The following is a 19,981-nucleotide window of genomic DNA, read 5'->3' on the forward strand; positions in this document are numbered from 1 at the left end:
CGGGTTGCGGTGACACGTCACCGTTTAGGCGGTCTCGGTGGCCGGGTACTTGCGCGATCCGCCGCGTCCGTGTGGACTACCGCCAATAACCCCGCACAGGCGCGGGGAGTTTCCCCCCATGACAGGAGGCAAAGCGTGAGCGCGACCGCGGACCACGCGGAGGACCGGACCAACCCGGCTAGCCGGCTTGGATTCGAACCCGGACAGGTGGTCCAGGAACTCGGGTACGACGACGACTGCGACCAGGAGCTCCGAGAAGGTATCGAGGAGCTCACGGGCGAAGAGCTCGCCGATGAGGACTACGACGACGTGCCCGACGCCGTCCTGCTGTGGTTCAGGGAGGACGACGGCGACCTCACCGACACCTTGGTCGACGCCACGTCGACGATCGACGACGGCGCCCCGATCTGGCTGATGACCCCGAAGACCGGCCGTGAGGGCCATGTCGAGCCAAGCGAGATCGGCGAGGCAGCCCAGACCGCAGGTCTGGCCCAAACCAGCACAGTCAACGCCGCCAAGGACTGGTCCGGCAGCCGCCTGGTCACTCCGAAGACGGCCCGGGCCGCAAAGCGGTAGCTCTTGCGGACCCTGCACCGCGCCCCCGGCGACCTCGGTCGCCGGGGGCGCGGTGCGTTCCGCCGGGTCGCCGCGTCCGGTCCGGGACGCGGCCGGGTGCAGGGTCCGGGACGCGGCCGGGTGCACCGACCGGGACGCGGTGGGTTCGGCCGCGAACGGCAGTGACAGACTGTCCGTGACCTTTCCGGTACCGAGTCGAGGATGTGTCCGCATGGCGATCGAGGTCGGCAGCAAGGCCCCGGACTTCGAGCTGAAGAACCAGCACGGGCAGACCGTGCGGCTCTCCGACTTCCGCGGCGAGAAGAACGTCGTCCTGCTCTTCTACCCCTACGCGTTCACCGGCGTCTGCACCGGAGAGCTCTGCGCCCTGCGCGACGACCTGCCGAGGTTCCAGAACGACGAGGTCCAGCTCCTCGCCGTCTCCTGCGACGCCCCGTTCTCGCTGCGCGTCTTCGCCGATCAGGAGAGCCTCGGATACCCGCTGCTCTCCGACTTCTGGCCGCACGGCGAGGCCTCCCGCGCCTACGGCGTCTTCGACGAGGAGAAGGGCTGCGCGGTCCGCGGCACCTTCGTCATCGACAAGGACGGCCTCGTCCGCTGGACCGTCGTCAACGGCCTTCCGGACGCCCGGGACCTCAATGACTACGCAAAGGCCCTCGAAGACCTGTAGCCGACGGGAACCGCTCACTAAGCTCGACGCGTTGATCTGTGTACCGCACGACGGGGGCGAGGGTACTGCCTGATACCCCATGACCGTATGGAGGACTCGTGGGAGTCAGCCTCAGCAAGGGTGGCAACGTCTCACTGACGAAGGAGGCCCCGAATCTCACGGCGGTCATCGTCGCTCTGGGATGGGACGCCCGGACCACCACCGGCGCCGATTTCGACCTGGACGCCAGCGCACTGCTGGCCAGCCCCGAGGGCAAGGTCATCTCTGACGCGCACTTCGTTTTCTTCAACAACCTCAAGAGCCCGGACGGCTCGGTCGAGCACCTCGGTGACAACCTCACCGGCTCGGGCGACGGCGACGACGAGGTCATCAAGGTGAACCTGGCCGGTGTCCCGGCCGATGTCGCCAAGATCGTCTTCCCGGTCTCGATCTACGAGGCCGAGAGCCGTCAGCAGAGCTTCGGCCAGGTCCGCAACGCGTACATCCGCGTCGTGAACCAGGCCGACAACAACGAACTGGCGCGCTACGACCTCACCGAGGACGCTTCCACCGAGACCGCCATGGTCTTCGGTGAGCTCTACCGCAACGGCGCGGAGTGGAAGTTCCGCGCCATCGGCCAGGGCTACGCCTCCGGACTGCGCGGCATCGCGCAGGACTTCGGCGTCAACGTCTGAACCGCTCGCGGCGCCGCACACCCGGCAGGGCGTGCGGCGCCGTGCACGTCCCGACCTCAGTACGCACGGGGAGGAAGCGAAAACCATGGGCGTCACGCTCGCCAAGGGGGGCAATGTCTCCCTCAGCAAGGCCGCACCGAATCTCACCCAGGTGATGATCGGCCTCGGCTGGGACGCACGCTCCACCACAGGAGCGCCGTTCGACCTCGACGCCAGCGCCCTGCTGTGCGCCAACGGCCGGGTACTCAGCGACGAACACTTCGTCTTCTACAACAACCTCAAGAGCCCCGAGGGCTCCGTCGAGCACACCGGTGACAACCTCACCGGCGAGGGCGAGGGCGACGACGAGGAGATCCTCATCGATCTCACCAAGGTTCCCGAGCGCGTCGACAAGGTCGTCTTCCCCGTTTCCATCCACGAGGCCGACAGCCGCGGCCAGACCTTCGGCCAGGTCAGCAACGCCTACATCCGCGTCGTCAACCAGTTCGACCAGGCCGAGTTGGCCCGCTACGACCTCTCCGAAGACGCCTCCAGCGAGACCGCAATGATCTTCGGCGAGCTGTACCGGTACAACGGCGAGTGGAAATTCCGTGCAGTAGGACAGGGGTACGCGTCAGGACTGCGAGGCATCGCCCTAGACTTCGGGGTCAACGTTTCGTAAAGCCGCGCCCTGCGCGGGGGATCTCTCGTAGAGAAGGACTGGGTAGCCCGTGCTCCTCAAGACATTTGGCTGGTCGTTCGGCATCACTGCCGCCGGCCTGGCCTTGGCTGCGTACCTCTGGGGGTGGCAGGGGCTCGCGGTGGTCGCGATCCTCTCGGTCCTAGAGATCTCGCTGTCATTCGACAATGCGGTGATCAACGCCGGGATCCTCCGGAAGATGAACGCCTTCTGGCAGAAGATGTTCCTCACCGTCGGCATCCTGATCGCCGTCTTCGGTATGCGACTGGTCTTCCCGGTCGTCATCGTCGCCATCACCGCCAAGCTCAGCCCCGTCGAGGCGGTCAATGTCGCGATCAACGACCACGACCGCTACGAGGCGCTGGTCACCGGGGCGCACCCGGCGATCGCGGCGTTCGGTGGGATGTTCCTGCTCATGATCTTCCTCGACTTCATTTTCGAGGAGCGGGACATCCGGTGGCTCGGCTGGCTGGAGAAGCCGCTGGGCAAGCTGGGCAAGCTCGACATGCTCTCCGTCGTGATCGCCATGGTCGTGCTGCTGATCGCCGCGACCACGGTCGCCACCAGCGTCCCGGTGCACGGCGGGGACGGGACGATCGACAAGACCGCGACGGTGCTGCTGTCCGGGATCGCCGGGCTCATCACGTATCTGGTCGTCGGCGGGATCTCCGGCTTCTTCGAGGACCAGCTGGAGGACGCCGAGGACGAGGCGGACGAAGAGGCCGGGGCGGGCTCGAAGAACGGCAGCACGGCGGCCGTCGTCGGGCTGGCCGGCAAGGCCGCGTTCTTCATGTTCCTGTACCTCGAGGTCATCGACGCGTCGTTCTCGTTCGACGGTGTCATCGGTGCGTTCGCGATCACCAACGACATCTTCGAGATGGCGCTCGGCCTCGGTATCGGCGCCATGTACATCCGGTCGCTGACGGTGTTCCTGGTCCGCAAGGGCACCCTGGACGACTACGTGTACCTGGAGCACGGCGCGCACTACGCGATCGGCGCGCTGGCGATGATCCTGCTCGTCACGATCAAGTACGAGATCAACGAGGTCATCACCGGCCTCGTCGGCGTTGTGCTGATCGCGGCTTCCTACTGGTCCTCGGTGGTGCGAAACCGGCGGATCGGGGAAAACTCAGAGGGGTCGAACGATACGGCGGAAGTCTCTTCCGGGGTCTGAGAGCTCTGACAGTCTGAACCCCGGAGCGAGAAGTCCCGCCCCCCGCCGATCCGGCGGGGGGCGGTGTCCGTTCAGGGGAGGGGTGGTCATGGCGTGGTGGAAGTTCCTGCGGCCCAGTGGCGCAACACAGTTCGATGTCGCGAACGCGCACACCGTGGAGCTCACGAAACGGCACCCCATGGTCTCGCTGAGCAAACAGGGCGCGGCCGTGGGCAACCTGCGGATCAACCTTTCCTGGGAAATGCGCACTTCGGACACCGGCGGTTGGAACAAGCAGGGCGGCGGCGGGCTGTTCAGCCGCCGGATGAACCTCTTCAAGCCGGAGATCGTGCAGGCGGCAGGGCCGGCGATGGTCAATGTCGACCTGGACCTGGCGTGCATGTACGAGCTCGCCGACGGGACGAAGGGCGTCGTCCAGCCGCTCGGCAACTTCCTCGGGGACCTGAACGAGGCGCCGTACATCAAGCTCAGCGGCGACGACCGGTTCGGCGGGTCCTCGGGCGAGACGATCTACATCAACTTCGACAAGCGGGAGGAGTTCGTCCGGCTCCTGGTCTTCGTCTACATCTACGACGGCACGCCCGCGTTCGACCGCACCCACGCCATGGTCACGCTCTTCCCCAGCTCGGGTCCGCGGATCGAGATCCCGCTGAGCGAGCGCGAGCCGCAGGCGCGGTCCTGTGCGGTGGTGCTGATCGAGAACCGCAAGGGCGATCTGACGGTGCGGCGCGAGGTGAAGTACGTCTACGGGTTCCAGGCCGAGATAGACCGGCTGTACGGCTGGGGTCTGCAGTGGGGCCGGGGCTACAAGACCAAGGTTTGACGGCCCGGCTAGCGTCGCCCGGTCTGGAACTGGGGGCCCTGTGGGGGCAGCACGAAGCCGGGGGAGGCCGCCACCGGCTGCGGGTACCCGTAGGCCGGTGCGGCGGGCTGGGGGCGCTGCTGCGGGGGCTGGGGGTATCCGTAGGCGGGCTGGGCCGGTACGTGGCCGGGAGCGGGCTCCGGGAGCGGGTAGCCGTACGCGGAGGTGGGTTCCGGCTCCGGGACGGCGGGCGGCGCCTGGGCGGGCTCGTGGGAGCCGGCGGCGGGATCCGCCACGGATTCCGCCTCGTCGTCGACGGCGATGCCGAATTCGGTGGCGAGGCCGACGAGGCCGGTGGCGTAGCCCTGTCCGAGCGCGCGGAACTTCCACGTGGTGTCGCGGCGGTAGAGCTCGCCGCAGATCAGCGCGGTCTCGTCGCCGGTGTCGGGGGTGACGTCGAAGGTCGCCAGCGGGGCGGACTGGACGGCGGCACCGGTGTCGAAGAGCAGTACGTGCAGGTCGGGGACCTGGCCGAAGGAGCCGCCGTCGGCGGACGCGGCGATGACGACGCGGGCCACGGAGGCGTCCAGGGAGGCCAGGTCCACCTCGACGGTGTCGGTGAGGCCCTCGGCGACCCGCTTCTTCGGCAGGTGCCGGGCGAGCCCCGAGGGATGCCTCGGTTCGTTGTAGAAGACGAAGTCCGCATCCGAGCGGACCCGGCCGTCCGCGCCCAGCAGCAGGGCCGAGGCGTCGACGTCGGGGACACCGGCGCCGGGGCTCCAGCGCAGCACCGCCCTGATCCCCAGGACGTCCAGGGGGATGTTCGAGCCCTTCACCATCGCGTGCGTCATGCCGGTCATCCTGCCTTCCCCGGTGCGCGGGCCACAACGCAGGGGACCGGACGCGCCGGGAAGGGTCATGCGAAGGACGTGCGGGGGTTACCTGATTTTCACGCACAGGGGGAACGTCAGTCGTGTGACCGCACGTACGATAATCCGCCAGATGCCATTCGGTCAGCCATGCATAAAAGGGGGCATATGCGCCACTTCGGACACCTTGCGACGGACGTACGGAACGAACTGTTCCACCGCGAGCCGCAGGAATTCACCGCGGACTCTTCCGCCCGAACGCTCTCCGTCGCCCTGGGCGCGACCCTCTACAGCCCGGCCACCCGGCCGCATCTGGCCGACGACGTACTGAAGCAGGCCGCGCACGGCGTCGTGTCCATGGTGCTGTGCCTGGAGGACTCGATAGACGACCGCGAGGTGGTCGACGCCGAGGCCAACCTGGTCCGGCAGTTCGCCGACCTGGCCCGGCGGCAGGGCGCCGGCGACCCTCCGCTGCTCTTCATCCGGGTCCGCACCCCGGCGCAGATTCTCGACCTGGTGCACCGGCTCGGTGACACCGTGCGACTGCTGTCCGGATTCGTACTGCCGAAGTTCACCGAGGAGAGCGGCGTCCCCTTCATGGAGGCGCTGGCCGAGGCGGAGGCCGCCTGCGGCCACCGGCTCTTCGCCATGCCGGTCCTGGAGTCCCCGCAGCTGATGCACCTGGAGAGCCGCGTCGAGACGCTCTCCGGGATCTACCGCACGGTCGACAAGTACCGGGACCGCGTGCTGGCCCTGCGGCTGGGCGTGACGGACTTCTGCTCCTCGTACGCGCTGCGCAGGGCGCCCGCGATGACGGCGTACGACGTCCAGATCGTCGCCTCGGTGATCGCCGACGTCGTCAACGTCTTCGGCCGGGCCGACGGGACCGGATTCACGGTGACCGGGCCGGTGTGGGAGTACTTCCGGCACCACGAGCGGATGTTCAAGCCGCAGCTGCGGCGCAGCCCCTTCACCCCGGAGGCGGAGGACCTGCGCACCGCGCTCATCGAGCACGACATGGACGGGCTGCTCCGGGAGATCGAGCTGGACCGGGCCAACGGCCTCCAGGGCAAGACCTGCATCCACCCCACCCATGTGTTCCCCGTGCACGCGCTGAACGTGGTCACGCACGAGGAGTACTGCGACGCCGCCGACATCCTCCACGAGGACCGCACCGGCGGCGGGGTCCTGCGCTCCACCTACACGAACAAGATGAACGAGGTGAAGCCCCACCGGGCCTGGGCCGAGCGCACCATGCGCCGTGCCGAGACCTTCGGGGTGGCCCGCGCCGACATCGGCTTCGTGGAACTGCTCGCGGCCTGTCTGCCGTCCTGACCATTACCGCCCCTCCTGGTCAACGCCGACCTGGTCGAGGCCGTACCTGATCAACGCCGCGACCGATTCAACGCTGCGCCTGATTCACAGAAGTGAGAACCGCCGCATGGCAGCAACACCGACATGGTCCGGCCAGTGGGTCGCCGACCGGCTGGACATCGCCCTCGAAGGCGAAGGACTGAGCGAGCTGCTCGGCCTCGCGCTGCGCGACAACCCGAAGCGCGCGCATCTGCTGGTGTCGAACGTGCTGGGCAAGCACGTTCCCCGGCACCCCTTCGACGTCCACGCCGCCGGATACGGCCTCGGCCGCCGGGTGCGGGAGCTGCTCGGTGACGAGGAGGCCGCGCGGGCCGTCGTCCTCGGCTACGCGGAGACCGCGACGGGCCTCGGGCACGCGGTGGCCGACGGGGTGGCCCTCGCGCCGTATCTGCACTCGACGCGGCGGGAGGTCGCCGGGGTGGCGGCGGCCGGCGGCTTCGAGGAGGAGCACAGCCATGCGACCGGCCATCTGCTGCTGCCGGAGGACCCGGAGCTGCTGACCGGCGCCGGGCCCCTGGTGCTGGTCGACGACGAGTTCTCGACGGGCCAGACCGTCCTCAACACGATCAGGGACCTGCACGCCCGGCACCCGCGCGCCCACTACGTGGTCGTCGCGCTCGTCGACATGCGGTCGGACGAGGACCGGGAGCGGCTGGCGGAGTTCGCTGCCGGCCTCGGCGCGCGTGTCGACCTGCTGTCGCTGGCGTCCGGCACGGTCCGGCTGCCGGACGGCGTACTGGAACGTGGCCAGGAGCTCGTCAGGGCCAGCGTGACCCCGCCGCCCGCGCCCGCGACGGCGTACGAGGTGGTCCGGGTGGACCTCGGCTGGCCCGAGGGACTGCCGGACGGCGGACGGCACGGCTTCACCCCAGCGCACCGGGAGCGGCTGGAGGCGGCGCTACCGTCGATGGCGGAGGCGGTCCGCGTCGCGCTGCACGAGCACACCGCCGGTGGCGAAGAGCCCCGCCGCATCCTCGTCCTCGGCAACGAGGAGCTGATGTACGCGCCGCTGCGGCTCGCCCAGGAGATCCAGGACGGCACAGGCGCCGAGGTCCGGTTCTCCACCACCACCCGCTCACCCGTGCTGGCCGTGGACGACCCCGGCTACGCGATCCGCACCCGGATCGTCTTCCCCGCCCACGACGACCCCTCCGACGGGCCCGGCCCGCGCTACGCCTACAACGTCGCGGGCGGCGGCTTCGACGTGATCGTCGCCGTCGTGGACTCGGCGGGGGACACCCCGCAACTGCACGCGCCCGACGGGCTGCTGGCGCATCTTGCCGCCCACACCGGGCAGGTACTGCTCGCCGTCGTGCCCGCGTACCGACCGAACGGACAGGTTCAGCAGATGCAGATGGCCCAGACCCGTACGCTCCCCTCGCCGCTGCGCGGTCCGGCGTTCTCGTCGTACGCGGCGGACGAGGTCGGCTGGTTGCTGAAGGACCTGTCGGATGTGGAGCTGGAGGCGCCGACCGAGGAGCGCGAGGAGGCGATCCAGAGCGGCGGGGCGCACTACGCGGAGTCGCTGCCGGTGGAGTACCAGCCGAGCGAGGCGTACCAGGCGCTGTTCCGTGCCGCGCTGGACACCTCCGCCGACCGGATCGCGCGGGCGGTGGGCGCCGTCACCGAGCTGGTGCTGGAAGAGCGCGGCCGGGACGTCGTGCTCGTCTCGCTGGCGCGCGCCGGCACGCCGGTCGGGGTGCTGATGCGCCGCTGGGCGAAGCACGCGCACGGCCTGGAGCTGCCGCACTACGCCGTCTCGATCGTGCGCGGCCGGGGCATCGACACCACCGCGCTGCGCTGGCTGGCCGGGCACCACAACCCGGAACAGGTCGTCTTCGTCGACGGCTGGACCGGCAAGGGCGCGATCACCCGGGAACTGGCCGAGGCCGTCAAGCCGTTCGGCAACTTCAACCCGGACATCGCGGTGCTCGCCGACCCGGGCGGCTGCGTGGGCACCTACGGCACCCGTGACGACTTCCTCATCCCCTCCGCGTGCCTCAACTCCACCGTCTCCGGGCTCATCTCGCGCACCGTGCTGCGCGCGGACCTGATCGGACCCGACGAGTTCCACGGCGGGAAGTTCTACCGCGAACTGGCCGGCGCGGATGTCTCCGGGCTCTTCCTGGACGCCGTGACGGCCCGCTTCGACGAGGTCGCCGACGCCGTCGCCGAGGACGTCAGGGCGCTGCGGTCGCAGGACCGCAGCCCCACCTGGGAGGGCTGGGCCGCCGTCGAGCGGATCAGCGAGGAGTACGGCATCGGGGACGTCAACCTCGTCAAGCCCGGTGTCGGCGAGACGACGCGGGTGCTGCTGCGCCGCGTCCCGTGGAAGATCCTGGCGCAGCGGGGCGCCGGCGCGGACCTGGACCATGTGCGGCTGCTCGCCGAGCAGCGCGGGGTGCCGGTGGAGGAGGTGGACGGGCTGCCGTACTCGTGTGTCGGCCTGATCCACCCACGCTTCACGCGGGGGGCCACGGGGGCCGACGGCCTGACGGCCATCGGTACCGCCGGCAAGGTGGTCGCCCGATGAGCGCCGCACGCCGTACCCTCGCCGCCAGCGACCTGGACCGGACGCTGATCTACTCCTCCGCCGCGCTCGCGCTGGGGATGCCCGACGAGCACGCGCCGCGGCTGCTCTGCGTCGAGGTGCACGAGTCGAAGCCGCTGTCGTTCATGACGGAGACCGCGGCCGCGCTGGTGCAGCGGCTCGCCGCCGAGGCGGAGTTCGTGCCGGCGACCACCCGTACGCGCAAGCAGTATCGGCGGATCAGCCTGCCGGGCCCGGTGCCGCGCTTCGCGATCTGCGCGAACGGCGGCCATCTGCTGGTCGACGGCCGCACCGACCAGGACTGGAACGCCGAGATGCGCCGTCGTCTCGCGGACGGTTCCGTGCCGCTGGCCGAGGTGCGCGCGCATCTGGCGCGGGTGACCGACCCGGCGTGGCTGCGCAAGGAGCGGGTGGCCGAGGACCTGTTCGCGTACCTCGTGGTGGAGCGGTCGCTGCTGCCCGAGAACTTCGTGAAGGATCTGACCGAGTGGGCCGACGGGCGCGGCTGGACGGTGTCGCTGCAGGGCCGGAAGATCTACACGGTCCCCAAGCCGCTGCGCAAGAGCGCGGCGCTCGAGGAGGTCGTACGGCGTACCGGTGCCACCGAGGTGCTGGCCGCGGGCGACTCCCTCCTGGACGCCGATCTGCTGATGGCCGCCGACGCCGGCTGGCAGCCGGGGCACGGGGAGCTGGCGGACAGCGGCTGGTCGGCGCCGCACGTGACGCCGCTGGCGACGCTGGGTGTGGCGGCGGGCGAGGAGATCCTGCGACGGATGCTGGCGCACGTCGCGGCCAGCGCGGACAGCGCGCAGGACGGCGCCGCAGCCGCGTGACACCGCCGCGGGACTGGCCGTTCCCGCTCGACAGCGGCATGGTCAGTCCCTGGTGGTGACCACGCGGGTGCAGTTGGCGCGGGCGGCCTCGACCCGGTCCGCGTTGGGGCGCTCGCTGGACGCTATGAAAGCGTGCGCCTCGGGTTCGCTGCGCCCGCCGCGGATGTGGCGGCGCAGCAGTCGCCGCTCGCGCACCGCCCGCGGGGCGTCGACGAACCACAGCTCGTCGAGCAGGTCGCGCACCGCCTCCCAGCCCGGCCCGTCGTCGGCCAAGTAGTTCCCTTCGGTGACGATCAGCCGCACCTCCGGCAGCACGACCAGGCCCGCGGCGATGGGTTCCTCCAGCCGGCGGTCGAACTCGGGGACGTAGACGGGGCGTTCATGGCTGGACCGCAGCCGGCGCAGCAGTTGGACGTAGCCGTCCACGTCGAAGGTGTCGGGCGCGCCCTTGCGGCCGGCGCGCCCCAGTCGCACCAACTGGGCGTTGGACAGATGGAACCCGTCCATCGGGACGTACGCCGCCATGTCCGCGCCGAGCCGCGCGTTGACCCCGTCGACCAGCCGGCGGGCGAGGGTGGACTTGCCCGCGGCGGGTGCGCCCGCCATCCCCAGCAGGGCCCTGCGGCCTGGAATGCTGGGCACCAGGGCGACGGCGTCATCGACGAGCATGCCGTCACCTTACGACTTGGTGCAGGTCGAAGCGTCCATCCGAGGAGAAGCCTTGTACGAGACGAAGAATCCCCAGCTCACCCCCGAGCTCTACGCATATGTACTCGCGCACAACCCGCCCCTGGACCCGGTCCAGCGGGAACTGGTCGAGATCACCCACACCCGGCTCGCCGATGTGTCCGGTCTGCAGACCGCGGAGGAGCAGGGCCCGCTGCTGGCCTTCCTGGTGCGGCTGATCGGGGCCCGCCGCGTCGTCGAGGTCGGCACGTTCACCGGGTTCTCCACGCTGTCGATGGCCCAGGCGATGCCGGAGGACGGGCAGCTCATCGCCTGCGACGTCTCCGAGGAGTGGACGGCCGTCGGCCGCGAGGCCTGGGCGAAGGCGGGTGTCGCGGACCGGATCGACCTGCGGATCGCACCGGCGCTGGACACCCTGCGCGCGCTGCCCGAGGGGCCGTGGATCGACTTCGTCTTCCTCGACGCGGACAAGGTGAGCTACATCGCGTACTGGGAGGAGCTCGTGCCGCGGATGAACCCCGGCGGCCTCATCGTCGCCGACAACACCCTCTTCCACGGCGCGGTCGCCGATCCGGCCGTCGAGGGCCCCGCCGCGGCGATCCGCGCCTTCAATGACCGGGTGCGCGAGGACGACCGGATGGACGACGTGCTGCTCACCGTCGCGGACGGCCTCACGGTCGCCCGCAGGCGGTAGCTCCGGCGCCGGTCCGGGTCGTCCGGTCCTAGTGCTGAGGCAGCCCGCGAGGCGGGGTCCGGCGGGCGGCCACAGCCGCTCGTGCCGCCGCCTCGCGCGCCGCCGCTTCGGGGTGGCGCTGTTGCCAGTACGGGTTGTCGTGCGGGAGGCCGCCGGTGACGCGGCCGTACATGCCGAACATGAGGAGCATGATGCCGACGACGAAGCTGAAGATCACGTTGGGCATCTCGAAGGCCAGGAAGTTGTGGCTGCTGTCCAGCAGGGCGAGATTGACGAAGCCGCTGAGGATGAACAGGACGCCCAGGACCATGTTCAGCGTCGAGGCGATGTTGCCGCCGATGACCATGCCCGCGAAGAGCAGCAGTCCGACAGCGATCGACAGGACACTGAGCGTGCCGTTGGTGTTGAGTCCCGCCACCGTGTCGCCGTGGGTGTCGAGGAACGGGACCTCGTTCAGCAGGCCCAGGATGCCGAAGACCAGCAGCACCAGCCCGGTGAGGCCCGCGCCCACGCGATAGACCTGACTCAGCCGGTGATCCGCGGGCAGATGCTCGTCGAGTCGCATGACCATGAACAGCCTCCTTCGCGGAAGCGGGGGCAAACGGAACCACACGCCCCACTTAACTCAAGCATCCTCCCGGAGGGCCTCTTCATCAACCGTTCCGCCCTTGCCGGGCCTGCCCTCGACGAGGGAGCGCAGCAGCGCCGGCCCCGCCTGCTCCAGGCTCCGCAGCACCGTGCGGCCCGGGGCGGCCACGATCGGCACGACGGACGGGACGGCCAGCACCTGGCAGCCTGCGGCCTCGGCGGAGGCCACACCCGTCGGGGTGTCCTCCACGGCGACGCAGCGGGCCGGATCGGCGCCGAGCAGCCGGGCCGCGGCCAGGTACGGGTCCGGGGCCGGCTTGGTGAGCGTGGTGTCGTCCGCGGTGACGGAGACCGCGAAGTTCTCCCGGCCGAGCACGTCGAGCACCAGCTCGACCACGCGCCGCGGCGAGGCGGAGACCAGCGCCGTCGTCACCCCCTCCGCCCGCAGCCGGGCCAGCAGCACGACCGCGCCGGGGCGCGGCCGTACCTCGCGGGCCACCAGCTCGGCGAAGCGGGCGTCCAGCTCCGCCGCCAGCTGCTCACGGGGGCGGGCGGTCCCGGTGACGTCGAGCAGATGGCCGGTGGTGTGGTCGACCGACCGGCCCAGCACGTCGGGGACGTCCGCCTCGGAGAGCGTGTGGCCGAGCGCCGACGCGGTCTCGGCGACCGTGTCCCACCACACCCCCTCGGTGTCGACCAGCGTGCCGTCCATGTCGAAGAGCACTGCCTGCAGCGTCACGCGGTGGGTCCGTCGACGAGCACGGGGCGCTGCGGGAGGGTCACGGTGACGGTCGCGCCGGCCGGCAGGGTGGCCGCGAGGTGGCTGGGCACGTCCGCCTTGACGGTCGCGCCGTCCGGCAGCGACAGGGTGAGGCGGGTGACCGAGCCGTGGAAGGCGGCGGTGAGCACCCGGGAGCGGCCATCGCCGTCCGCGGTGGCCTCCAGGGCCTCCGGCCGGACCAGCACGTCCACCGGGCCGTGCGCCGGGGCGTCGCCGCGCACCGGTAGCCGCTGCCCGAGCACCTCCACGACGCCGTCCGCCATGACACCGGGCAGCCGGTTCATGGTGCCGACGAACTCGGCGACGAACGCGGTCGCGGGGTTGTCGTACAGCTCGGCGGGGGCCGCGACCTGCTCCAGCCGGCCGTCGCGCATCACCGCGACGCGGTCGGCCGTCGACAGCGCCTCCTCCTGGTCGTGCGTGACGAAGACGGTGGTGATCCGCAGCTCCTGCTGCAGCCGCCTGATCTCCTCGCGCAACGTCACCCGGACCTTGGCGTCCAGCGCCGACAGCGGCTCGTCCAGCAGCAGCACCTTGGGCCGCAGCGCCAGCGCGCGGGCGAGCGCCACGCGCTGCTGCTGGCCGCCGGAGAGCTGGTGCGGGAAGCGGTCGGCGTGCTGCGGCAGACCCACCAGCTCCAGCAGCTCGTGGGCGCGCGAGCGGCGCTCGGCGGCGCCGGTCCGCCGCATCTTCAGGCCGAACGCGACGTTGTCGGCGGCCGTCAGGTGCGGGAAGAGGCTGTACGACTGGAAGACCATCCCGGCGTCCCGGCGGTGCGCGGGCACCCCGCTGATGTCCTGGCCGTCGACCAGGACCTGGCCGGAGTCGGGCCGTTCGAAGCCGGCCAGCATGCGCAGCGCCGTGGTCTTGCCGCAGCCGGACGGGCCGAGCAGCGCGAGCAGCTCACCGGGACGGGCGGTCAGGTCCAGGCCGTCGAGGGCCGTGGTGGCGCCGAACGACTTGCGCAGTGCGCGGAACTCGACGGTGGTGGCCGTCGAGGTGTCCGCGGTGTCTGTCGGGTCCGTTGGGTCCATGGCTGACGCAGCGGCCTGGGAATCCGTGGCGGCGGTCATGCCACCTCCTGTGCGATGGGTGCGGGAGCGGCCGTGTCGTGGCCGGCCCGGCGGGACGTGCGGGAAAGGGAGCGGGAGCGGTTGCGGGGCCGGCCCAGGGCGGCGAACACCAGCAGCAGCATCCAGGTGACCACCAGGCTCAGCACCGAGACGGCCACCGACAACTGCGCCTGGTTGCCCCCGGTGTTGACGATCCACACCGCGAACGGCTGGTACCCGAGGAGCGCGCCGACGGTGTACTCGCCCAGGACCAGCGCGAGCGTGAGGAAGGACGCGTTCAGCAGCGCGCCGCGCATGTTGGGCAGCACCACCTGCAGGACGGCCCGCGGCGCGCTCGCGCCGCAGCTGCGGGCGGCCTCCACCAGGACGCGGACATCGACCGCGCGCAGCCCGGAGTCCAGCGCCCGGTAGGCGAGCGGCAGCGCCATCACCGTGTAGGCGAGGACCAGCACGAACGGGAACCGCTTGTCCTGCACGGCGGTGAACGTCTGGAACAGCGGGGTGCGCGACAGGTGTTCCGGGCCCCAGCGCAGCACACTGCTGTAGCCGGAGACCAGCGCCACCGACGGCACCACCAGCGGCAGCGAGCAGATGATCTCCAGGACCGGCCGCAGCCGGGGGGCGCCGAGCCGTACCGCGACCAGTGCCGGGACCAGCAGCAGCATCACCAGGACGATGGTCGCGGCGGCCAGTTCCATGGTGAGCAGCAGGCTGTCGGTGAAGCCGTCCGCGCCGAAAATGCCGGTGTACGCGTCCAGGGTGAGGCCCTGACCCGGAATGTCCACGGTGAAGATCACCGAGGCGGCCACCGGGACCAGGAAGTACAGGCCGGCCAGCAGGCCGACGGCGCCGCGCCACAGCGGTTTGCGGGTCAGTCGAGCCATCGTGCGCTCCTTCGCTGGAGGGGGACGTAGACCGCCATGACGAGCCCGGCGACCACGACCATGTCCAGGCTGAGCGCGAGCGCGATGTTGCCCTGGCCGACCAGGACGTTGCCGGAGAGCGCGTCGGCGATCTGCACGGTGATCAGCGGCACCGAGCCGCTGCCCAGCGCGGCGGCCGTGGCGTAGGCGGCGAAGGCGCTGCCGAAGAGCAGCACGTACCCGCCGAGCAGGGACGGGGCCAGTACCGGCAGCGCGACGTGCCGCCAGTACTGGAGGCCGGTGGCGCCGCTGTTCTGCGCGGCCTCGCGCCACTGCTTGCGCAGGCCCTCCAGCGCCGGGGTGATGGCCAGGACCATCAGCGGCAGCAGGAAGTACAGGTAGACGATGACCAGGCCCCAGAACGTGTACAGGCTCCAGCCGGCGCCGGTCAGTCCCAGGTGCTCGGTGAGGACGCCCGCGTTGCCGAGGGTGGCGATGAAGGCGAACGCGAGCGGTACCCCGCCGAAGTTGGCGAGCACCCCGGACGCCGCGAGGACGCCCTCGCGCAGGGCGCGGTGACGTGACGTCACCACGGCCTGTGCGAGGGGGAGTCCGAGCACGGTGGCCAGCAGCGCGGAGAGCGCCGACAGCTTGACGCTGCTGACCAGCCCGGTGAGGTAGGCGCCCTGCACGGAGTCCGTGAGGTTCGCCGTCGTCCACTGCTCGCCGCCCGGCGCGTCACTCGACGTACTGAAGGCACCGGTCAGCATGGCGACGGCCGGCAGGCCGAACGCCACCAGCATGAACAGCACGAGTGGCAGCGCCGCCAGCATGCCGGCCGGCGCCTTGGTCTTCAGGGTCATCAGGAGACGGCCTTGGCCCAGCCCTGGGTGACAGCCTTCTTGGCCGCGTCCACCTGCGCGGGCGTCGGGAAGGCCGGGGTGCCGGCGACGGCGGGCAGCTTGGCGGCGGAGGCCGCGTCGAGCGTGCCGGCCGTCTTGAGGGCGTCCATCAGCACGGGGCGGGCGTACCCCTTGAGCCACAGGTTCTGGCCCTCGGCGCTGTACAGGTACTCCTCCCACAGGCGGGCGGCGGCCGGGTGCGGCGCGTCCTTGTTCACGGCCTGCGCGTAGTACTGGGCGTAGACGCCGTCGCTGGGGATGGCGACCTTCCAGTCCACGTTCTTTGTCTTGAACTCGTCGGTGTAGCCCGCGTTGAGGTAGTCCCAGTCGATGCTGATCGGCGTCTCGCCCTTCTGGACGGTCGCCGGGGTCGACTCCACCGGGTTGTAGTTGCCCGACTTCTTCAGCTGCCCGAAGAAGTCCAGACCGGGCTGGATGTTGTCGAAGGAGCCCTTGTTGGCGATGGCCGCCGCGTAGACGCCGCCGAAGGCCGAACCGGACTTCGTCGGGTTGCCGTTCAGCGCCACCTGGCCCTTGTACTGCGGCTTGAGGAGGTCCGCGAAGGTCGAGGGGCACTCCTTGACGCGCTTGGCGTCGCAGCCGATCGAGACGTAGCCGCCGTAGTCGTAGTACCAGCGCGCCTGTGCGTCCTTCTGGGCGGCCGGGATCTTCTCGTAGTCGGCGACCTTGTACGAGGCGAACAGGCCCTGCGCGGCGCCGCTCAGCGCGAAGGCGCTGCCGAGGTCGACGACGTCGGGGGCGCGGTCCTGGCCCTTGCGGGTGCTGATCGCGGAGATCTCGATCTGGCTGGAGGCGTCGGGGTTCTCGACCTCGACCTTGATGCCGTACTTCTTGCTGAATCCGTCGATGAGCGCGCCGTAGTTGGCCCAGTCGCGCGGCAGGGCGATCGCGTTGAGCTTGCCCTCCTTCTTCGCGGCGGCGACCAGGGCGTCCATCCCGCCGAACTCGGCGGCGGAGGTGGCGGTGGCGGCGCTCTTCTTGCCGTCGGCCGAGGTGGTCTCGGTGGGTGCGGCGCCACAGGCACTGAGGCCGAGCGCAGCTATGGCGAGGACACCTGCGAGGCCGGCGGCCCGGGGGCGGAGCAGAATCACGGGACTCTCCATGGGGACGGGAGATAGCCAGGGTTGGCTGTACAACTCGAACAATGACGACCCCAGTACGCCGTAGTCCAGTGTCCGGCGGATGAACGGGCCACTGCGTTCCGGTGTCGGCCGCAGGAATGGCGTGGTTGTCCCGGAATCGGCGGTTGAAACGGCGGTTAGGGTCGACTGTGGTCCGCCGGTGGGCCGTCCGGAGGCGATCCGGCGGACAGGCTCTAGGCTCGGTCACCTGAGCAGCGATCGATGTGGGGAGCAGCGTGGCGGACGGCCGGCAGACGATGTACCGGAAGGTGGCCGCCGATCTCCGGCAGGCCATCGCCGACGGCGCTTACGGGTCCGGCGGCCGCCTGCCCGCCGAGGGCGAACTCGCCACCCGCTACGGCGTCTCGCGCGGCACCGTGCGCCAGGCCCTGGCGGTACTGCGCGCCGACGGACTGGTCACCTCCAGGCGCGGCACCCGCCGCGTCGTCCTCGGCACCGCCCGGGTCCAGAGCTTCGGCGAACTGCTCAGCTTCACCCGCTGGGCCCGCTCCATCGGCGAGGAGCCCGGCGGTCGGGTGGTGGAGATCATCCGCAGCCCCGCCGACGAGGTCGAACGCGAGCAACTGCGCCTGGAGCCGGGCGCCGAGGTCTACCGGGTGCTGCGGGTGCGCACCCTGTCCGGCGCCCCGGTGATGGTGGAGCGCACCGTCTACCCCGAGCACGTGGGCGCCCTCGTCGAGGCGCTGGACCCGCACGCGGTCTCGCACACCGTGCCGCTGCAGGAGCAGGGCGTGCTGTTCACCGACGCCCACCACACCATCGACCTGGCCCTCGCCGACGCCGACGACGCCCGGCTGCTCGGCTGCCTGGTGGGCGATCCGCTGCTGCGCGAACGGCGCCGCACCACCGATCCGGCCGGCACCCCGGTGGAGTGGTCGCAGGACCGCTACCTGCCCGGAACCGTGGCCTTCACCGTCCACAACTCGACGGCGGTCACGTCCCTCTCCCGTCGCACGGGAATCTGACGAAACGTCTGTCCCGGGGTCTTCCTATGTTCATGTGCGGCTGCGATCATCCTACTCGCCAGTAACCCCGAGTAACCCTCGCACCTCTCTGACCAGGAGGCACCGTGTCCGACCTCTCCCGCCCGCCCGGCCCAGGCATCTCCCGCCGCAAACTGCTGGGTTCCGCCGTCGCCACCGGCGCGGCCATCGGCGCCGGCGTCCTGCCCGCGGGCCTCCAGCAGGCGCTGGCCGAGCCCGCACATCAGGGCACGCTGGACGATGTCGAACACGTCGTGGTCCTGATGCAGGAGAACCGTTCGTTCGATCACTACTTCGGGACCCTGAACGGCGCCCGCGGCTACGGCGACAGCTCGCTCCTCCGCTTCCCGAACGGATCCGACGTCCTGCACCAGCGGCTGCTCGGCTCCGTCGGCGGCACCACCCTGCTGCCCTGGCACCTGGACACCGCCACCTCCGACGCCCAGCGGATCTTCGACCTGGACCACTCCTGGGACGGCACCCACAGCGCCTGGGCCAACGGCCAGTACAACAACTGGATCCCCGCCAAGTCCTGGTACACGATGGGCTACTACCGGCGCCGGGACATCCCCTTCCAGTACGCGCTCGCCGATGCCTTCACCCTCTGCGACCAGTACTTCTGTTCCACCATGGCGTCCACCAACCCCAACCGCCTCTACCTGTGGTCCGGGACGGTCGACCCGCGCGGCACCGCCGGCGGACCGGTCGTCGACAACAGCGAGAAGGGGTACACCTGGACGACCTACCCGGAGCGCCTGCAGTCCGCGGGCATCTCCTGGAAGGTCTACCAGCAGGAGGACAACTACGACGACAACGCCCTGGCGTGGTTCAAGCAGTACCAGACCGCTCCCAAGGACTCCCCGCTCTACGTCAACGGCATGGTCAAGCGGGGCGCGGACGACTTCGCGCAGGACGTGGCCAACGGGAAACTGCCCGCCGTCAGCTGGGTGGTGGCCCCCACCGACCAGTCGGAGCACCCCAACCACCCGCCGGCCCAGGGCGCGGACTTCACCTCCTCCTACGTGCTGGAAGCCCTCGCGGCCCACCCCGAGGTCTGGGCCAAGACCGTCGTCCTGCTCAACTACGACGAGAACGACGGCTTCTTCGACCACGTCGTCCCGCCGACCGCCCCCGACGGCACCCCCGACGAGTTCATCAACGGCGCGCCCATCGGCCTCGGCCCGCGCGTCCCGATGATCGTCATATCCCCCTGGAGCCGCGGCGGCCGCATCAACTCCGAGGTCTTCGACCACACCTCGGTGCTGCGGTTCCTGGAGAACTGGACCGGAGTGCGCGAACCCAACATCTCCGCCTGGCGCCGCACCGTCTGCGGCGACCTGATGTCGGCGTTCGACTTCCGGACGTCCAGCACGACGTTCCCCGCCCTCCCCGACACCAAGAAGCTCCTCGCGGACCTGGCCGAGCAGCACAAGAAGGTCCTTCCGCCGCTCTTCCCGCCGCTGACCCAGCACTTCCCCGAGGTGGAACCGGGCGACCGCCCGGCGCTGCCCACCGGCTACCGCTTCGGCTCGTCCTCGCGGACCGACGCCGCCAAGGGCCAGATCTGGATCACCGTCGACAACCTCGGCACCCTCGGCGCCGGCCTGTCGATGTACACCGTCAACCACCGCAAGTTCGGCGCCTGGCGCTACACGCTGCCGGTGGGCGGCAGCATCACCGACTACTTCAGCGCCCAGGCCGTCAGCGGCGGCCCGTACGACATCGACACCCACGGCCCCGACGGATTCCTGCGCGGCTACAAGGGCGATGTCCGCACCTGGACCAACCCGGCGAAGGCCCACCCGGAAGTCGCGGCGGTCGAGGAACCGGACGGCGTCCACCTCAAGCTCACCAACGCGGGTGGAAAGCCAGCGGTGTTCACCTTCCCGGGCCACCAGGTGACGGTCGCGCCCGGCGCCTCGGCGACAGCGGTCGTCCCGTCCGCCGCCGCGGGGCGCTACGACTTCACGGTGACGGCGGACACCGCCGACGGCTTCGAGCGCCGCTTCGCGGGACGCCTCCAGCCGTAGGGCCTGTCCGGCCAG

General features: G+C 70.5%; 20 protein-coding genes. 12 read left to right on the plus strand and 8 right to left on the minus strand.

What is annotated here, in order from left to right:
• Nucleotides 1-135: 135 nt before the first annotated feature.
• From AC07DC_RS13975 to AC07DC_RS14000, 6 genes are all read left to right on the plus strand, one after another.
• On the plus strand, nucleotides 136-576 hold the full coding sequence (locus tag AC07DC_RS13975) for a DUF3052 domain-containing protein (protein WP_138356772.1): 441 nt from the start codon (nucleotides 136-138) through the stop codon (nucleotides 574-576).
• Between the two features lie 211 nt (nucleotides 577-787).
• Entirely contained in the window at nucleotides 788-1,246 is a 459-nt protein-coding gene (locus AC07DC_RS13980; protein WP_478914592.1) for a peroxiredoxin, read from the plus strand.
• Between the two features lie 98 nt (nucleotides 1,247-1,344).
• On the plus strand, nucleotides 1,345-1,920 hold the full coding sequence (locus tag AC07DC_RS13985; protein ID WP_138356774.1) for a TerD family protein: 576 nt from the start codon (nucleotides 1,345-1,347) through the stop codon (nucleotides 1,918-1,920).
• An 85-nt stretch (nucleotides 1,921-2,005) separates the two neighbouring features.
• The gene (locus AC07DC_RS13990; RefSeq protein WP_478914593.1) at nucleotides 2,006-2,581 is read left to right on the plus strand and encodes a TerD family protein; all 576 of its coding nucleotides are present in this window, start codon (nucleotides 2,006-2,008) and stop codon (nucleotides 2,579-2,581) included.
• 49 nt (nucleotides 2,582-2,630) lie between these two features.
• Nucleotides 2,631-3,773: a DUF475 domain-containing protein gene (locus AC07DC_RS13995; protein WP_478914594.1), complete on the plus strand. Its 1,143-nt coding sequence runs from the start codon at nucleotides 2,631-2,633 to the stop codon at nucleotides 3,771-3,773.
• Nucleotides 3,774-3,861: 88 nt separating this feature from the next.
• Nucleotides 3,862-4,596, plus strand: coding sequence for a TerD family protein (locus tag AC07DC_RS14000; RefSeq protein WP_478914595.1), 735 nt, complete (start codon nucleotides 3,862-3,864; stop codon nucleotides 4,594-4,596).
• An 8-nt stretch (nucleotides 4,597-4,604) separates the two neighbouring features.
• On the opposite strand, the gene AC07DC_RS14005 is transcribed toward AC07DC_RS14000, so the two are convergent.
• Complete coding sequence (locus AC07DC_RS14005) at nucleotides 4,605-5,435, minus strand: TerD family protein (protein ID WP_478914596.1); 831 nt, start codon at nucleotides 5,433-5,435, stop codon at nucleotides 4,605-4,607.
• Nucleotides 5,436-5,612: 177 nt separating this feature from the next.
• On the opposite strand from AC07DC_RS14005, the gene AC07DC_RS14010 reads away from it, so the two are divergent.
• From AC07DC_RS14010 to AC07DC_RS14020, 3 genes are all read left to right on the plus strand, one after another.
• Nucleotides 5,613-6,779 carry an HpcH/HpaI aldolase/citrate lyase family protein gene (locus AC07DC_RS14010; protein ID WP_478914597.1) on the plus strand — a complete coding sequence of 389 codons (1,167 nt, stop codon included), beginning with the start codon at nucleotides 5,613-5,615 and terminating at the stop codon, nucleotides 6,777-6,779.
• A gap of 106 nt (nucleotides 6,780-6,885) precedes the next feature.
• Nucleotides 6,886-9,351 carry a phosphoribosyltransferase gene (locus AC07DC_RS14015; RefSeq protein ID WP_478914598.1) on the plus strand — a complete coding sequence of 822 codons (2,466 nt, stop codon included), beginning with the start codon at nucleotides 6,886-6,888 and terminating at the stop codon, nucleotides 9,349-9,351.
• Nucleotides 9,348-10,202: an HAD family hydrolase gene (locus AC07DC_RS14020; RefSeq protein WP_478914599.1), complete on the plus strand. Its 855-nt coding sequence runs from the start codon at nucleotides 9,348-9,350 to the stop codon at nucleotides 10,200-10,202. Before AC07DC_RS14015 ends, AC07DC_RS14020 begins: the two co-directional genes overlap by 4 nt.
• 42 nt (nucleotides 10,203-10,244) lie before the next feature.
• Here the strand turns inward: AC07DC_RS14020 and AC07DC_RS14025 are convergent, their stop codons facing one another.
• Entirely contained in the window at nucleotides 10,245-10,871 is a 627-nt protein-coding gene (locus tag AC07DC_RS14025) for a nucleoside/nucleotide kinase family protein (RefSeq protein WP_478914600.1), read from the minus strand.
• A gap of 52 nt (nucleotides 10,872-10,923) precedes the next feature.
• On the opposite strand from AC07DC_RS14025, the gene AC07DC_RS14030 reads away from it, so the two are divergent.
• Nucleotides 10,924-11,583: an O-methyltransferase gene (locus AC07DC_RS14030; protein WP_478914601.1), complete on the plus strand. Its 660-nt coding sequence runs from the start codon at nucleotides 10,924-10,926 to the stop codon at nucleotides 11,581-11,583.
• A 28-nt stretch (nucleotides 11,584-11,611) separates the two neighbouring features.
• Here the strand turns inward: AC07DC_RS14030 and AC07DC_RS14035 are convergent, their stop codons facing one another.
• From AC07DC_RS14035 to AC07DC_RS14060, 6 genes are read right to left on the minus strand one after another with little or no spacing between them, the layout of a single operon-like run.
• Nucleotides 11,612-12,154: a DUF4383 domain-containing protein gene (locus tag AC07DC_RS14035; RefSeq protein ID WP_478914602.1), complete on the minus strand. Its 543-nt coding sequence runs from the start codon at nucleotides 12,152-12,154 to the stop codon at nucleotides 11,612-11,614.
• 54 nt (nucleotides 12,155-12,208) lie between these two features.
• Nucleotides 12,209-12,910 carry an HAD family hydrolase gene (locus AC07DC_RS14040; RefSeq protein WP_478914603.1) on the minus strand — a complete coding sequence of 234 codons (702 nt, stop codon included), beginning with the start codon at nucleotides 12,908-12,910 and terminating at the stop codon, nucleotides 12,209-12,211.
• The gene (locus AC07DC_RS14045) at nucleotides 12,907-13,986 is read right to left on the minus strand and encodes an ABC transporter ATP-binding protein (protein ID WP_478914646.1); all 1,080 of its coding nucleotides are present in this window, start codon (nucleotides 13,984-13,986) and stop codon (nucleotides 12,907-12,909) included. The genes AC07DC_RS14040 and AC07DC_RS14045 overlap by 4 nt, the downstream gene beginning before the upstream one ends.
• 35 nt (nucleotides 13,987-14,021) lie before the next feature.
• Complete coding sequence (locus AC07DC_RS14050) at nucleotides 14,022-14,900, minus strand: ABC transporter permease (RefSeq protein WP_478914647.1); 879 nt, start codon at nucleotides 14,898-14,900, stop codon at nucleotides 14,022-14,024.
• Entirely contained in the window at nucleotides 14,897-15,751 is an 855-nt protein-coding gene (locus tag AC07DC_RS14055) for an ABC transporter permease (RefSeq protein WP_478914604.1), read from the minus strand. Before AC07DC_RS14055 ends, AC07DC_RS14050 begins: the two co-directional genes overlap by 4 nt.
• Nucleotides 15,751-16,896, minus strand: coding sequence for an ABC transporter substrate-binding protein (locus AC07DC_RS14060; protein WP_478914648.1), 1,146 nt, complete (start codon nucleotides 16,894-16,896; stop codon nucleotides 15,751-15,753). Before AC07DC_RS14060 ends, AC07DC_RS14055 begins: the two co-directional genes overlap by 1 nt.
• Before the next feature lie 293 nt (nucleotides 16,897-17,189).
• On the opposite strand from AC07DC_RS14060, the gene AC07DC_RS14065 reads away from it, so the two are divergent.
• Nucleotides 17,190-17,918: a GntR family transcriptional regulator gene (locus AC07DC_RS14065; RefSeq protein WP_478914649.1), complete on the plus strand. Its 729-nt coding sequence runs from the start codon at nucleotides 17,190-17,192 to the stop codon at nucleotides 17,916-17,918.
• Nucleotides 17,919-18,022: 104 nt separating this feature from the next.
• Complete coding sequence (locus tag AC07DC_RS14070; protein ID WP_478914605.1) at nucleotides 18,023-19,966, plus strand: phosphocholine-specific phospholipase C; 1,944 nt, start codon at nucleotides 18,023-18,025, stop codon at nucleotides 19,964-19,966.
• The last annotated feature ends 15 nt before the right edge of the window (nucleotides 19,967-19,981 follow it).

Source organism: Streptomyces sp. NPDC045021, assembly GCF_056432645.1.